The organism is Pseudobutyrivibrio xylanivorans, from assembly GCF_008935055.1.
Taxonomy (GTDB): domain Bacteria; phylum Bacillota; class Clostridia; order Lachnospirales; family Lachnospiraceae; genus Pseudobutyrivibrio; species Pseudobutyrivibrio xylanivorans_A.
On the sequence record NZ_CP043028.1, the window covers coordinates 1,106,761 to 1,122,889 of the forward strand.

Below are 16,129 nucleotides of genomic sequence, written 5' to 3' on the forward strand. Positions count from 1 at the left end.
CTTGACAAAAATACTCCTATATCGTAGTATAAAACTACGATATAGGAGTATTTAATTATGAAGACAAATGGTGGATTTCTTGTTACAAAAATAAAACAGCTGGGTGATCGTATATTTGAAAGGATACTGGCAGAAAAAAACATTGATGCATTTAACGGAGCTCAGGGAAGGATTCTTTATGTCTTATGGCAGGAAGATGGTGTTCCTATTAAAATTATTTCCGAGAAAAGCGGACTTGCAATTACTTCACTTACAACCATGCTTGAGCGGATGGAAAAAAACGGACTGATAAGCCGCAAAACTGATGAAGCTGATAAGCGAAAAACTCTTTTGTTCCTCACAGATAAAGCCAAAGAACTTAAAGAAGCTTATGACTCCGTATCCAATGAGATGGGGAATATTTATTATCGTGATTTTACGGATAAAGAGATTCTTCAGTTTGAAGAGTATCTTAACCGCATCAGGGTAAACCTTGAGGAATGGAGTGACAAATGAGTATTTGTATTAAAGATCAGATTCAGAACATGAATCTTGTTATAGGGTGCACTGTTGGATGTCCGTACTGCTATGCCAGAAACAATACGAGGCGTTATCACATCATAGATGATTTTGAAAAGCCACAGTTTTTTCAAGGCAAGCTTCGTATGATGGAAAAGAAAAAGCCGCAGAATTTTCTGCTGACCGGTATGAGCGATCTCTCGGGCTGGCATGAGGAATGGAGAGAGGAAGTCTTTAAAAAGATAGCAGAGAATCCTCAGCACCAGTTTCTTTTTCTTACCAAACGACCGGATCTTCTGTCTTTTGAAACAGATCTTGATAATGCATGGTTTGGCGTTACAGTTACGAGAAAATCTGAGTTATGGCGTATTGATGCACTGCGGAGCAATGTAAGGGCAAAGCATTATCATGTGACCTTTGAGCCTTTGTTCGATGATCCGGGTAAGGTTGATCTTACAGGCATTGACTGGATTGTGGTGGGAACTATGACAGGTGCAAAGAGCAGGACTGTTAAAACAGATCCCGGGTGGGTTTATTCATTGACAGAACAGGCTCATGAACTGAAAATTCCTGTATTCTGGAAAGAAGATCTTGTTCCGATTATGGGAGAAGAAATGATACAGGAAATGCCGGATGCTTTTAACAAAGTGCTGGAGGAACAGAGAATATGGAACAACCAGAAATCAAAGTAAATCATATAGAAACAAAAAGTGTAATGACAAAATCGAATACTCCTATTGGAGGATATTCGGTGAATCCCTATGTGGGGTGTCCCCATGCCTGTAAATACTGCTACGCATCTTTTATGAAACGCTTTACAGGGCATACGGAGGAATGGGGAACTTTCATGGATGTGAAAGACTGGCCTGAAATAAAGAATCCAAAGAAGTATGCCGGTCAGAAGGTAATCATTGGAACAGTTACGGATGGTTATAATCCGCTAGAGGAAACATATAAAAATACAAGAAGACTTTTGGAAGAACTAAAGGACAGTGGTGCGGACATACTTATCTGTACAAAGTCAGACCTTGTACTAAGAGATCTGGATCTGCTAAAAGAGATCAATAAAAATAGCAGACTTACAGTATCATGGTCAATCAATACTCTCGATGAAGAGTTTAAAGATGATATGGATGCGGCAGTAAGCATAGAAAGAAGGCTTGCTGCAATGAAAGAGGTATATGCGGCAGGCATTCGTACAATTTGCTTCATTTCACCCGTGTTCCCGGGGATTACAGATATAGAGGCAATCATAGACAGGACAAAAGATCAGTGTGACCTTGTATGGCTTGAGAATCTGAATCTTCGCGGAGGTTTTAAGGCAGATATCATGAAATACATTTCTGATAAACATCCGGATCTGGTGCCACTGTATGACGAAATCTATAATAAAAAGAACCGCAGCTATTTTGAAGCGCTGGAAAAGAAAGCAGAAGAGCTGGCTAAAAAGTATGATTGCAGGTTTGTTGATAATGAAACTCCGTATGAGAGAGTAGAGAAAGGACATCCAACAATCGTAGATTACTTTTACCACGAAGAAGTAAGAGGAACTGCCAATAGTGGAAAGAGAAATGTAATACATAATCCTTGATGGAAGAATAAACGGAAGTTAATCGCACAACTTCAAGTTTGTGCATATAGAAACACTTTTGTAAAAAGGGAGATACATTTTTATGATAGAGATCCCGTAAAAGAAGCTGATTGTCGATTATACAGTCCGTAAATATGGAACCATATACAAAGAAGTTTCTGGGATTATTCTAGGACTCAAAATCGCTTTTTGAAAGTTCTTTATCTTCATGCAAGTACATTATCTAACCTCAATTCATAATAATATTTAAATGCTGTAAGTGGATAGTTTCTAATTTATGTAAAACAGGGCTTTTCTATCATTCCCGATGAGGAGTCTGGACCATGCTTGAGAAAGATTTTTTATGGAGAATAGAAATGGAATACAGAAAAGTATTTGATACAATACCTGAACAATTTGATAAGTACCGCCCAAGATATAGCAAGGAACTATTTGATTATTTGATAAGCTCCGCAAATATTGGAACTGGCAAGTCAGTTCTTGAGCTGGGTCCCGGAACTGGGCAGGCTACCGAACCTATTTTGAACACTGAAGTGCCGTTCTTGAAGCAGGAGACAAGATAATTTTTAACGACACCTATGTCCTATATATGACCAAAAAACCGGATTCACCAGAACGTCTCTAAATAATGTAAGAAAGATAAGAAATTCAATGTTTTTTCTACGTACATATCTAAGCAGCTATAAATCGAAATAGTAATATCTTCAATAGACTATTGGCAAAAAAGCAAAAAATTGCCAATAGTCTATATTTATTATGTACCCAAACAATTGGCTAATGTTTCCAAATAAGAAAATATATTTATTCGAAACTAGAAAAATAGTATATTATATAATAGTAGAGGGGTTTCTATAATGCTATTATCAGGAGAAAGTAATTGGAGGAATGCATTATGGAAACACAGGGAAAAATAAGTTACTTAACAGTTTTAAAGCAAACAAATATAAGACGATTGCTAATTTCATCTGTAATCAATCGATTTGGTGATTGTGTAGATGCTATTGCTTTTACATGGCTAGTGTATCAGATTACGGGAAGCGCTACTTGGACTTCCGTAATATTTGCAATGAATCAATTGCCTGGAGTGGTGCTTTTGCCCTTTGCTGGAGCATGGGTAGAAAGTAGAAACAAGAAAAAGATTATCGTATATACGGATTTTATTAGGGGCCTTATAATAGCAGGATTTGTCTGTTTGTTTTTTCTTGGCAAAGCTAATCCGTATTTGATGATTTTATTTACTGTGCTAATTACCACAGTTGAGTCTATAAATCAACCAGCAGAATCAGCCTTCGTACGAGAGCTTGTATGTCCAGAATATTATCCTACTGTGCAGAGTTTAAGAATGGTGGCGGGCCAAATGGCTACAATCATGTCAACAGCGAGTGCAGGCGTTATAATTGCAAAGCTTGGCGTAAATGTTGCAATGCTAATAGATGTTGCCACATTTTACATCTGTGGATTTATCATCCTTTTCATCAAATATCAGCAGAGAGAATTTGATGATGAAAGTATCAATGAGCAAAGCTATATGACTAAGCTGGCGGAAGGGCTTAAGTACATTAAGAGAAAAAAGATGGTTATCTATTTGTGTGTTGTTGCAGTGGCATATAATTTTTTCTTGTCGCCATATAATTGTTTGCTTACACCACACATAATTGATTTCTATAAAAGAGATGCGGATTTTCAAAGCTTTTGTTTGAGTTGGAATTGGACTGCGGCGATAGTTGGTTCGTTAATTGTTGCAAAGGTAGCAAAGAAATATCGTTTTAAAATAGTGAATGCCATAAGCGGGGTGTTTATTGGAGTTGCGCTAGTTTTATTTGCCATTGGAGGAAGTGTAGGGGTAGGAAGATTATCACCATTTATTTTTGCATTGGTATCCATGGTTTTGATTGGAACCTTTGGTTCAATTACATCAGGAGTGCTTAATATAGAATTTGCGACTAATGTTGAGCAGGATTATGTGGCCAGGGTCTCATCAGTATTTAATGCATTTGCATGCGCATCAATGCCAATAGGCTCAGGGATAGTCAGCCTTTTTACAATAAAATTCAATTCTTTACAAATTATAGAGTTTTCAGGAATTGCTTGTGGAATGTTTTTTGTAGGCTTGCTGGTTTTGGCGTACATAGAGAAAAATAAGGAGAAGAATTATGCAACATCGATTACCAGAGAATATCAAATCATGCAGAAAGAAAATGCGGTTAACTCAGGAGCAGTTGGCTGAGACAATGGGAGTTACAGTTGGCACAGTTTCAAAATGGGAAAATGGAAACTGTATTCCAGATATAAATATGATTATGGATTTGGCTGACTTTTTTAATCTTTCTATGGATACTTTGGTAGGGTATGACTTGTCCTCTAAAAAAGTAGATGATATTTTGACAAGCATTCAGGAAGAGCTAAGCAACCATAATAATGAGGTAGCCTTGGATATGGCGGAGAAGGCGGCAAGAAGATATCCCTTAAATGTGAAGCTTTTGCAGAAGTGCGCATTGATATACAAAATAATGTACATGGATGACAAGGATGATTTATATAGACTAAATGCGATTGAATATTTAGAGAAGGCCCTGGAGGTCGTAAAGAATTCGCCAGATAACAGAAGAGAGGAAAGTGAAATTATCCTGGAAATGGCAAACCTTCAGAAGGATGACGAGAAGGCCCTTAGTCTACTACAATCAATAAATGTAAAAGGTGTATTTAATGATTTGGTGGGTGATAGACTTTATAGTCTGGGGAGAAAAGATGAAGCACTGGACTATTATGATAAGGCAATTAATTTGGGCGTGTTTGATATTTATAGTGCAGTAGCCCAATTAAATTGGCATTTGGTAAAAATGAAAAAATATGGCGATTCAATAGAATTACTATCATGGCTGGTTTCAATAATCAAGGGGATGATAAAAGGTAATAGTGTGTGTTATTTTCATCGCACACTGGCAATGATGCATTTGCAAACAGCTCTCGACTATTGTTTGCTAAAAGATAAAGAAAACATGATTTCTTCTTTGGAACAGGCAAAACAATACGCTAAGCTATTTGACTCAAATCCTGTTTTTGAAATATATACAGGCACAAAGTTTGTATATGGCCCGATGAGTGATAAGCCTGTTGCATATGATGACATAGGTGGTGTTAGCATCTTGAATGGTCTTCAAACAATAATTATGAACTATGTACAAAGCGATAATATGGATTTTGACAAATCGGAAAAAGAATCAATTAGTAAGATGTTAGATTATTTTAAAATTCTATGAATTTAGGTTTATCTTTCCGTGAAATATAGTTTTTGCGGAATTTTATGATATAATCAAAATATATTAAGTTTTTGATATCTAAGGAGTCGTTATGAGCCGCGAATACAGGAATGAAGTAGACGAAAAAAACAACGTAAAAATCAATGAATTAATAAACAGTATGCCAGAATTTATTGAAGATTATTATGATTCATTGGTTGTGAACGGTAGCTCAACAAATACTATAAAAAGCTATCTATATGAAGTAAATGTATTCCTTAGATTTGTTGCGACTATTGTAAAAAAGAAATCTATAACTGATCTTGAAGTGACTGATTTAGATAAAGTCACGCTTACAAAAATAAACAAGTTTGTTGCCAGCTCTGAATCAGGTGCAACCCTAGCAGATACTGCTAAACGCAGGCGCCTTTCTGTAGTTAAATCGATTTACAAATTTTATTTCAAAATTGGCGCAATCACAACTAATCCCGTAATCGATAAAGAAGGTGCTAAAGTAAAGGAAAAGGAAGTTATTAAACTCAACGAGCACCAAGTAAGAACTTTGTTGGATTGTATACAAAATCAAAATGGCGTAAAGGAGCATTCAAAAGCTTATTCTGAGAAGCTCATTTATAGAGATTTGGCAATTATTATGGTACTTTTGGGCACAGGAATGCGTGTATCCGAGCTTGTTGGCTTAAATATAAGCGATTACGATTTGACCACGCCAGGTCAGCCTTGTTTTCACATCATAAGAAAGGGTGAAGATGAGGACTACGTTTATTTTGTTGATGCTGTCAAAAATGTCGTAGACGATTATTTAGAGTTCACTCGCCCTCTCCTAGTCGATTCAGAAGAAAAAAATGCCCTCTTCTTATCTACACAACGTAAAAGAATGGGTGTCAGCTCTATTGAAAAAATGCTTAAGAAATACTGTAAGGCAGCCGGACTTCCAAGCAATATTTCACCACACAAATTAAGAGCCACATTTGCCACTACAGTTTATAAAAACACTAACAACATCTATGCGGTAAAAGATGCTCTTCACCATAGCTCGATTGAAACATCTAAGCACTATATTGGTGACAAGGACGAAAGAAAACAAGAAGCAGCTATTGCAGCTGCCTCGTTGTTCTCATAAAATACTATTTAACTTCCACAAGCTCAATTGTAAAGTTTAGTTCTTTGCCAGCCATCTCATGATTGGCATCAAGTGTAATTTCTGTATCATTCTTAGCAACAACCTTTACAGGGAATGGTCTGCCGTATGGATCCTGTAAATAAACCTGCTGGTCTACCACTAAATCCTCTGAGCCAGGAAGCTGAGCTATCTCCAATGTAACTACTGCGTCCTCGTCACGCTGGCCATAAGCTTCCTCTGGCATAAGGTGAACATCAACCTTATCACCAACTTCCATATTTGCAACGGCTTTGTCGAATCCTTTAATCATCATACCAGCGCCGCAAACGAACTCAAGTGGCTCGCCTCTGTCATAAGATGAATCAAACTGTGTTCCATCGTTAAATGTGCCTCTATAATGTGTACGGCATGTCTTACCAACGTTCTTGCCCTCAAATGCAGGCTCAGAGTGGCATCCTCCGCAACCAGAGCCACAGCTGTGACCTTCCTCATGAGAACCACAAGTGTGACCTTCACCATGATGATTGCAATTAACACCAGTGTTAATAAGCTCGCCCTTAAGATAAGCCTCAACTGCCGCATCTACATCTCCTGATGCGCCTGCACAAAGCTCAATTCCATTTTCGCTAAGAGCTGCCTGAGCTCCTCCACCAATACCACCGCAAATAAGTACATCGATTGACTTATTGCTAAGTAAAGATGCTAAAGCACCGTGACCCTGCCCATCAGAACCAATAATCTCTGACGAAACCACCTTGCCATCCTCTACTTCATATACTTTAAACTGCTCTGTGTGTCCAAAGTGCTGAAAAACCTGTCCATTTTCGTATGTTACTGCTATTCTCATTTTTATACTCCTTCAAAACAAAATATTGATTATTATACCTTCTAAATAATGAGAATACAAGAATTATAGTTCCCCTAACATTTGTGTTGGATTCTCCGCTGCTTTAACCTTGCCATATGTACCCATAAATCTCGACACTATTAGTTTAGTATCCTTTTCTTATGCCTCTTATCCTGGTATCAGAGATTCAAAAAACCTATATACTCTAGAAACATCAAAGCAAATACAACTAGCCATGCACCTATAATAATGCCCAATATTACCTTTATGGCAATATCCCTCCGAAGATCATAAAATTCAACTTTACCCAAACCAATGAGAAGTAACCAAATTCCAATAATGACATGAATCAGCGGAAATAACTGGATAAATAAAATTCCTGTTTCAATGCATCCAATAAATAAAAAGCTTCCCACAAAAATAAATAAGGCACCTACTAGTCGAAGCTTATATCCTGCGTTCCACTCTATGTATGCATGATTCCAGACACCTGGTCGATAGCAAAAACCATTCCCCATCAAATAGTGTTCTATAATGGAATACAACTTTTGAGCATCAAAGCCTATATTAGGATAATCTTTCAAATCAACCTTCTTTCGCCAAGGCAGATTATCTGAAGCTGAAACCGAATACACAGATGTTGTTTGTGTACTCATAGGTGGTACATAATCATAACGATGCGCTGTCATTTCCCCACCATAAAATGTCTTGTCCTTTCGAAGTTTATACTTCACAGAAAACAACCGCAATTTCTTTTCGTCCACATCCTGAGGCACCTCACATACCTTCCAGCGAGCAATAACTGTATTCCCTTTTACTTCCACAATAAATGGGTATTCCTCTGCGTTTAAATCTCTAACAATTGTCTTTTTTAATTCTTCAAGTTCCATTTTCTTTGCACCTATATTTTTCATAAACCTATAATTCCTTAATGTATGCTATGAATCAATAATACCCTTTTAGCATTATTTTTAGTAGTTGGAATTACTATAATATTCTTTTTTGAATTTCTCTATTGAGGGACATAAAAGATTTGCTGAAACCTTTCTAAAAAACATCGAAAATGTATCCAACTGTCCCCACTAAAAAAGACCAGGATATAATCCTGATCTTTTTTGAACACTGTATTTATGTAAATAATTTATTCTACTACAGCTTCTGCCTCAACAACTTCAGTTTCAGTCTCAACTGCTGCTGTTTCATCTAGCTCTGCATCAATAACCTCTTCTACAAGGTTATCTTCTACAACGACATCTTCTTCAACGATATCATTTTCAGTAGCGTCAGCTTCAACTAATTCTGCATCAGACTCAATTACCTCAGAAACTTCTGTTTCAACAGCATCCTCATCATTTACCTGTTCAAAAGTTGTAAATTGATTTAAAGCATCCTCAGACATATATCCATCAGCAACTGCCTGCTTAGCTAAATCATAGCACTCAACTGGTGTCTTCTTAGGAAGGATAGATGTTCTAGCTACTGATGTTGTTCCGTAAAGTGAAGTATAGAATGATGTAGTAGCAAAGTTTAAAGTAAGCATTCTGCTACCTGTTTCTACACCTAAAACACTTCCACGCTTCTCACCAGCGCAATCATAGTTGCCCCAAACGTCTTCACGTAAGTAGCTATCACAGTGAGCAGCTGATGAATCTCCATTATAACCACCATCTTCATGATTAACACCGGCATACTGCCAAACAATGTTAAACACTGAAGAAATACTATAGAATGTATTCTTATCGCTGCTATCACCAAGTCTCTTTACCATACCTTCACGAGTAAAGCCCTTGATAAGAGGTGAACCAAATGTAACTGTATTAAGTACTTCGTAATTATCCTTGATATACTTATCAGCTGCAACCTGCTGTGCAACCATTCCACCAAGACTATGACCTGCAAAAATAATATTGCTACCTGCAGGAATTCTATCGATAATAGCATTCTTTACGTTTGTTACGTACTCATTACTTAATTCAAATCCTGAAAGAAGATCTTCCTTAACAGTTGTAGTCTGATTTTCAACAATTGTCTCTGTTCCTGAAAGTGCAACTACATATACTGCCTTATCCTCAGAACTCTTATATGTGTTATAAGTCATTCTACCTTCTGTGATAGAAATAGGACCAGCTGACTGATAATCTGCATAACCAACCTTTGTAAGTGTTGCCATCTGTGCAGCATTCTCAATAGTTACAGTCTCACCGTTCTGGATTTTATAAACCATATCCATGATTTTAAAATCTGTTTCTGTGTGAAGAATATAATTTGTATCTCCACCTGCTGGAAGAATTGATCCAGCCTCTGCAACCATTGGATTTACAAGAATAGTTGAAACCGCAAGAGCCGCAGCTAAAGTTCTTAAAACTCTTTTTCTCATAATTGTTTTTTACTCCTTTTCTATTGCGGAAACTAATATAACAGGATTAGTTTTCTAATGCTTCCCAAAATCCAATCAATAAAAAGAGTTTTTTTGTTATTATTGCGATTTCTCACACATTATATTTTCCAAGTCAAAATTGTTATTATTGCGTTATTTAATTGCCAAATAGTCATTATACGTAACATTTTTCTCAGAAATAAAAACAGCCCCAAATCTGTAACTTAACAAAAAACTCCCCAATCAATACTCTTTTAACGTTGTTTTTAGTGCTAGAGTAAAATGAATAGCAAAAAAGGCCGCAGTTTTTCTGCGGCCAAAGGGAGAATAAAAAATGAAAAAAAGTTTAGTAACACTCAAAGGTTTATTAATGGAATTCCAGTGAATCTACGATATTTGCAAGCTCATCACTTACTCTCATATCTATTTCTTCGCCAGCACCCATGTGCTCGATACACTCAAAGACAATAGTCTTACCGTTATTGTCAAGTGCAATAGCTGTATCATAGTACTCTGAACCTGCTGGACCAGCGCATCCCATTGACACTGTGTAAGAAGTCTTATCAGCCAAAGTAGACTCTGTTTTCACGATGCTATCGCTACTTCCCCACATTTCTGCCAACTCATCTCTTGTCTCCTCAGCTGTTGTTCCTTCATATTCAGAAACCATAACCATGCATGTCCCTGCACAGTCACCCATATATGTAAATCCAACAAGGGAATTCTCTTCTGTTACAGTGATCATGTCTGGATTGTATTTTACAGACCATCCAGCATTGCTCTCGTATGTTTTGTAAGGTAATTCTATTTCAACTGCCTCTACTTCTGGTGCCTCTGTTGCTGCCATAACTGGCTCATACTCTTCTGTTACTACGTTTGCAGACTGTGATGCGCATCCTAATAATCCTACAGATGTGACTGTAATTAAACCTGCTGTCATTAAGCTTCTTGTTAATCTCTCAAAATTAATCTTCATCATGTCTTTTCTCCTTACTCTTTTCTTTTGTTTGAGGACATATTATCACTTGAATTATCACACTAGTGTCACAGTCCACAGTAACTGTAAATAGTGGCATTATTATTTGAAAAGTATATAATCAAGTGTATATATGTTTGAGGAGGACCAAAATGAAAAATAAAATACTTTCAACAGTAATTATTGCAGCCATGGGACTTAGCCTTGTGGCCTGCGGAAACACAGAATCAACTACAGAAAATACTACAGAAAGTTCTAAACCAGAAATAGAAACAGCAACCGAGAATACACCTGAAGAGGAATCTGCCGCAGAGCTGTCAGACGAAGAGAAATCTGCCAAATTCACAGATTATACAGACAGTCTTAAAAAGCTCACAGGCACAAACTTCAAGATGAGTACAACCTACAGTGAAGAAAATGGATTTGATGCAGTCATCGATGGCGAAAGTGGCACGTTATTCTGGGAATATCCACTTAACGCTGACTGTCTTATCACAGCTGACTATAACAGTTCAACTAACAGCCTAACTTTCAACTCTCATGCATTAAATTCTCAGGGCGAACTTGATACCATCAGCGCTGTATCTCTTGATAATTTTATCGCATTTACGGATGACTGTAAGATTCTATTCTCAGGTCTCAGTCTTACTACTGAGCGCGAAGCCATCATGGTCGAATCCAGAGGTCTGGCATACACATACGCTGATGGCGTAGATTACAGGATTACATTAATTGAGGTTGGCGCAGATGGAACTTTAGATGTAATCTATGAAGATGGCCTCTGTGGCTCCGGAGATGAGGATATCACAGCAGATATTAGAAAAAGTTTCAACGAAGCGTTAGATTCAAACTATTCTAAGGATGAATTTGAAGATAGCTTCTATAATGGCAATCTGATAATCGAGCAGGAAAACAAGCCTGTTTGGGCAAAAATCACCTTCAAATCTGACACAGCAAAACTCGCTGATACAGGTGACTGGGACAGCGTAAACGAAGTTACTTCAAAGCTATACGAACTCAGTTCTACCAATGGCGAGCCTCTTTATTGGGGCGAAGGACAATTTACAGCTGAATAAATACAGGTAAAACACCCTTTGCTTTTGCACCACCAAACAATACATATATAGCTGCTGGGACATTTGGTCCATATTGCTTTGTATTTGGATCAAAACTTGGAATATCTGTCATTCCTCTGGCATTATAACAAGCCACAATTCCATCGGCCTCTGGATAAAGAGCTGTATCATAAGGTAATTGTGCACTTAAAACAATCGCCTTAGCATTATTCTTATGAGCCTCGGAAATAACATTAGTTATGAAATTTTTATTATTCACTTCGGCTGAATAGATTGCAGAAAGACAAATAACAACGTCTGCCCCTGTTATTCCCTGAGTAATATTGAAACCTTCATAGTCCTCAATATAAATCATTGAAATATTATTTTTATTAATCTTAATACCACTTTCATTCAGCTTATCTAATGCATATTTGAACGAATTTAACTGGCTTTCTGATGGATATAAGATTACTACCTTCTTATCAGTAGCTATAGGAAATGCTTTATCATTTTTTACTGATGTTATTGCCTCAAGCGCAATATTCCACTCAATATCATGATTTGCCTTACTTCCTACAACTTTTTCCGCCATTACAGGAGATGGTTGCATTCTGGACCATTTGCTTACAGTATTTAAAGAATCATCAACTAATAAACCATACTTAGCCTTCATTTTAAGAATTCTGGTAACAGATTCATTTACAGCATCAATAGAAATATCTCCTGCATTTATTTTGGCAGCAACACCACTAATGTAATCATCTAAATTCTTCAATCCATCCTCTGTAGACAAATCTACAGGCATCAAAAGCATATTTGCACCTGCATTGATAGCAAGTGTTGTTGCATCCATCTTATCAAAATGCTTTGCAATGGCATCCATGTCTAAAGCATCGGTAACAATTACTCCATCAAATCCCATATCGTTCCTTAAAATTCCTGTGAGAATGGTTTTTGATAGAGTTGCTGGTAAATTAATTTTTTCGCCTGTTAGCTTAGAAATATATGTACCTGTCTCAATCTTAGGGTACTGAATATGAGCAGTCATTACAAAATCAGATTTCTTGGCAACTGCTGTATATGGAATAAGTTCCAATTTCTTCAATTCATCATAGGTTTTATCAATTAATGGTAATCCTGTATGACTATCAGTAGCAGTATCCCCATGACCTGGAAAATGCTTTAATGCAGTCATGACTCCATTGCTATGAAGCCCATCTATATATCGCTGTCCAAATTCTGCCACCTTATTCGGATTATCCGAAAATGATCGTACTCCAATAATAGGATTTTCAGGGTTATTATTTACATCCATAACAGGTGCGAAATCAACATTTATTCCCTGAACTGCAAGTTCTTTTCCAATTACATTAGCTGCTCTAAAGGCATTCTCTGGATCACCTGTAGCGCCAATAGCCATATTTCCAGGCATCTGCGTTCCAGTCTGAAGACGTGTAATATATCCTCCCTCCTGATCAATGGAAATCAGCAATGATGACTTAGCTCCACCCTGAATATTAGCCTTTTGCATGGCATTGACAAGTTCAGTTGTCTGCGCTGCTTCCTGAGTGTTTTGGCCGAAAAGAATAATGCCTCCGAAGTTATATTTCATTAATGTTGCCTTCTGCTGGTCATTTAACTCCGTAACGCCCTTTTTACTATCTCCTGTTCCCCAATACCTAAAAGATGGCATAATCATCTGTGCCACCTTTTGTTCCACTGGCATGTCGGAAACCAATTGTTCAATACCTCCTTTTGCATGAACATTTACAGCGCAAGCCGGACTAGCAACTGTAGCAATGGTTAATAATAGCGACAACACAAAAGCTAATCTTTTTCTCATAAATCTCCTCCTCACGTGATATTTATTCTACTATATCAGAGTAGTGTACCTTTATTTTATGAAATAACTGTGTACAAAGCTTTCATTTCAGATAGAAATAATCCTTTAAATACTAGGTCATAATTTAGCCTCAAATTTATTGTATTATCTCCATATACGACTGTATCCAAGGATGGAAAACGCTTATGGTACTTAGTCTTAAGAGAAAAATCATATCCGTAATCATTATGTCATTAATTCTAGTTACCCCTTTTTTCACATCAGGGGTCTCTTTTGCTGCAACAAATACTGACAACACCATCGTTGTAGGTGTTCCAACTGATAGATGCCCTATGATTTATGCTGAAAAATCAGAGGATTCTGTTAACACAATTGTTGGAATTGGGCCAGACTTACTTCGTATAGCTTGCAAAAACATCGGCTATAACGTGGAATTCAAAGCAATTGATGAACCTTCATTAAAAGCAGCACTTGATAATACCTCATACGACCTAGTTATGCCTTTTGGCAGTGCTATCGAAAGTGCATCTGGACAATCATCAATCGTTTCTGACAATCTTATACTTACTCCATTTACAGTTGTTATATCTGAGGGAGATACTCTAACAGATTTCAACAGCTCAAAAATGGGTATGGTTAAATCGCTGGCCGGTGTGTCAGATACAGTAAAAACTCTTTATCCTAATATGGAAGTCATTTTATATGAATCAATGTCAGATTGCGTGGAGGCTCTTCGAAATGATGAGGTAGACGCGTTACTTCAGAATTCCTATGTTTGGAGTTATGTCCTTCAGAAGCCTTCTTATACAGATTTACATGTTCAACCTACAACAATGTTTTCAATGGATTTTAGGGTTGGCACATTAGATACTCCAGAAGGACAGGTGCTTATAGATAAGCTTAATCAGGGTATCTCTATGATTACAGATACTCAGCGACAGGCCGTAATATTAGATTATACCTCTCGTAAACTATATAAATATGATACCCATGATTTTCTTTACGCCAATAGATTTATCTTTATCTGTTTTGCAGCATTAATCATTCTTATTGCTCTTCACTTTATAGCAAAACAACAATTATTACAAAAAGCACAAAAGGCACAAATTAAACAAATGCTTGATTATGATTCCCTCACAGGTGCCCTTACTATGGCCGGATTCCGTGAAAAAGCGAAAGAATTACTGCTTGAAAATCCTACTACTCCTTATCTTATTTCCTACAACAATATTAAAAACTTCAAGTTCATAAATGACAAAATGGGAATGAACTCTGCTGATGAACTTCTATGCTTCTGGGTAGAAAAATCATTGGAGTATTTCTCTGACAAAGAGGCTATAGCCAGAATTGATGCAGATCATTTTGCTGTTTTATGCTGCATGCCTGATGATAACGGTGTCGAAGCAATGGAAACAATCGTATTTGAACCAGTTAAAAAATATTATATTAATCAGGGCAACGACTATGAAGTTCAGATATCCAGTGGTCTTTATGTCTTAACTCCTGAAGATTATAAAAATATTAACGTTGATAAGATGCTAGACTGTGCTAGGTTAGCTGAAAAGAAAGCACATCTATCTGTTACCGGGGGTTACGAAGTATATAACTTAGATCAATGGGAAGCAGGAAGACTGCTTTCAGATATCTGCGGTCATTTTTCTACTGCAAAAAAACAGAATGAAATCCAGGTCTGGTATCAACCACAAGTTAACTATAGAACCGGTAAGATTATCGGCGCAGAGGCTTTATGCAGATGGAATCATGAAAAACTCGGTTGGTTAAGCCCAGGTCTTTTTATTCCTATGCTTGAGCAGTCTGGTCTTATCTACGATTTAGACTGTCTGGTTTGGGAAACAGTTTGCCAGAATATTCATAGATGGAATGAGCAGGGCTTTAAGCGTTCAATTTCAGTTAATTTATCCAGATTTGACATAGAAAAAAATAAGAACATAGCTGAGCACTTCAATAACCTTATACAGAAATATGGTCTTGAGCCTTCTCAGCTAAGAATAGAAATCACAGAAACCGCATATGCAGGCGATAACAAGTTGTTACTGGAGACAACCGCGCAGCTACAAGACCTAGGCTTTGAAGTTGAAATGGATGACTTCGGAAGTGGTTATTCTTCTCTAAATATGCTTACCGAGATTCCAGTTAATGGAATTAAACTGGATTATATTTTCCTAAAAAATAAGAAAAATCCTGAAAGAACAAAAATCGTCATTGAGTATATTCTTAAAATGCTACGAAGTCTAAAATGCAATTTTATTACAGAAGGTGTAGAAACCAAAGAGCAAGCCGATTTCCTTGTTGAAAGGGGTTGTGAGCGAATGCAAGGCTTCTATTTCTACAAACCAATGCCTATAGAGGAATTTGAAGCTTTGGATTTTAATAACATAAATAATAGGCTTCAATAGCCATTAGATTAAAGGGGCTGTGAAAAAATGAGATAATCATTTTTTCCAGCTCCCTTTTTATATCATTTTTTGTGAGGTATGCTGTTTCTGGCAAAAATAGAGTATAATGCCCCTTTCCCCAAAAAACTACAAACTTTTTTGA

The 16,129-nt window shown here is 37.0% G+C and carries 14 protein-coding genes; 9 read left to right on the forward strand and 5 right to left on the reverse strand.

The genetic code is table 11. The features are described from left to right. Positions 1-57: 57 nt before the first annotated feature. The 7 genes from FXF36_RS05095 to FXF36_RS05125 all read left to right on the forward strand — a co-directional run bounded on the left by FXF36_RS05095 (position 58) and on the right by FXF36_RS05125 (position 6,469). Positions 58-495, forward strand: a complete 438-nt coding sequence (locus tag FXF36_RS05095) for a radical SAM mobile pair system MarR family transcriptional regulator (protein ID WP_013282512.1) — start codon at positions 58-60, stop codon at positions 493-495. Continuing rightward, positions 492-1,190, forward strand: coding sequence for a radical SAM mobile pair protein A (locus FXF36_RS05100; protein WP_151622770.1), 699 nt, complete (start codon positions 492-494; stop codon positions 1,188-1,190). Before FXF36_RS05095 ends, FXF36_RS05100 begins: the two co-directional genes overlap by 4 nt. Beyond that, positions 1,166-2,089, forward strand: a complete 924-nt coding sequence (locus tag FXF36_RS05105; RefSeq protein WP_151622771.1) for a radical SAM mobile pair protein B — start codon at positions 1,166-1,168, stop codon at positions 2,087-2,089. The genes FXF36_RS05100 and FXF36_RS05105 overlap by 25 nt, the downstream gene beginning before the upstream one ends. 323 nt (positions 2,090-2,412) lie before the next feature. Then, positions 2,413-2,652, forward strand: coding sequence for a class I SAM-dependent methyltransferase (locus FXF36_RS05110; RefSeq protein ID WP_243143578.1), 240 nt, complete (start codon positions 2,413-2,415; stop codon positions 2,650-2,652). A gap of 329 nt (positions 2,653-2,981) precedes the next feature. Then, the gene (locus FXF36_RS05115; RefSeq protein ID WP_151622772.1) at positions 2,982-4,316 is read left to right on the forward strand and encodes an MFS transporter; all 1,335 of its coding nucleotides are present in this window, start codon (positions 2,982-2,984) and stop codon (positions 4,314-4,316) included. Continuing rightward, the gene (gene relB, locus FXF36_RS05120) at positions 4,243-5,349 is read left to right on the forward strand and encodes a type II toxin-antitoxin system RelB family anti-toxin (RefSeq protein WP_151622773.1); all 1,107 of its coding nucleotides are present in this window, start codon (positions 4,243-4,245) and stop codon (positions 5,347-5,349) included. The genes FXF36_RS05115 and relB overlap by 74 nt, the downstream gene beginning before the upstream one ends. 91 nt (positions 5,350-5,440) lie before the next feature. Further along, positions 5,441-6,469, forward strand: a complete 1,029-nt coding sequence (locus tag FXF36_RS05125; RefSeq protein ID WP_151622774.1) for a tyrosine-type recombinase/integrase — start codon at positions 5,441-5,443, stop codon at positions 6,467-6,469. A gap of 4 nt (positions 6,470-6,473) precedes the next feature. On the opposite strand, the gene FXF36_RS05130 is transcribed toward FXF36_RS05125, so the two are convergent. The 4 genes from FXF36_RS05130 to FXF36_RS05145 all read right to left on the reverse strand — a co-directional run bounded on the left by FXF36_RS05130 (position 6,474) and on the right by FXF36_RS05145 (position 10,672). Further along, positions 6,474-7,316, reverse strand: a complete 843-nt coding sequence (locus tag FXF36_RS05130; protein WP_151622775.1) for a NifB/NifX family molybdenum-iron cluster-binding protein — start codon at positions 7,314-7,316, stop codon at positions 6,474-6,476. Between the two features lie 179 nt (positions 7,317-7,495). Continuing rightward, positions 7,496-8,230, reverse strand: a complete 735-nt coding sequence (locus tag FXF36_RS05135) for a hypothetical protein (protein WP_151622776.1) — start codon at positions 8,228-8,230, stop codon at positions 7,496-7,498. Between the two features lie 227 nt (positions 8,231-8,457). Continuing rightward, positions 8,458-9,693, reverse strand: a complete 1,236-nt coding sequence (locus tag FXF36_RS05140) for a lipase family protein (protein WP_151622777.1) — start codon at positions 9,691-9,693, stop codon at positions 8,458-8,460. Positions 9,694-10,060: 367 nt separating this feature from the next. Beyond that, positions 10,061-10,672, reverse strand: a complete 612-nt coding sequence (locus FXF36_RS05145) for a hypothetical protein (RefSeq protein WP_151622778.1) — start codon at positions 10,670-10,672, stop codon at positions 10,061-10,063. Positions 10,673-10,821: 149 nt separating this feature from the next. Between FXF36_RS05145 and FXF36_RS05150 the strand changes: the two genes are divergently transcribed. After that, positions 10,822-11,745 (forward strand): hypothetical protein, encoded by a 924-nt coding sequence (locus FXF36_RS05150; RefSeq protein WP_151622779.1) that lies wholly within the window; start codon positions 10,822-10,824, stop codon positions 11,743-11,745. Here the strand turns inward: FXF36_RS05150 and FXF36_RS05155 are convergent. Then, positions 11,732-13,570 carry a glycoside hydrolase family 3 protein gene (locus tag FXF36_RS05155; RefSeq protein ID WP_151622780.1) on the reverse strand — a complete coding sequence of 613 codons (1,839 nt, stop codon included), beginning with the start codon at positions 13,568-13,570 and terminating at the stop codon, positions 11,732-11,734. The two genes, FXF36_RS05150 and FXF36_RS05155, sit on opposite strands and share 14 nt — an antisense overlap. Before the next feature lie 185 nt (positions 13,571-13,755). On the opposite strand from FXF36_RS05155, the gene FXF36_RS05160 reads away from it, so the two are divergent. Continuing rightward, positions 13,756-15,987 carry an EAL domain-containing protein gene (locus FXF36_RS05160; protein ID WP_151622781.1) on the forward strand — a complete coding sequence of 744 codons (2,232 nt, stop codon included), beginning with the start codon at positions 13,756-13,758 and terminating at the stop codon, positions 15,985-15,987. Positions 15,988-16,129 lie beyond the last annotated feature (142 nt).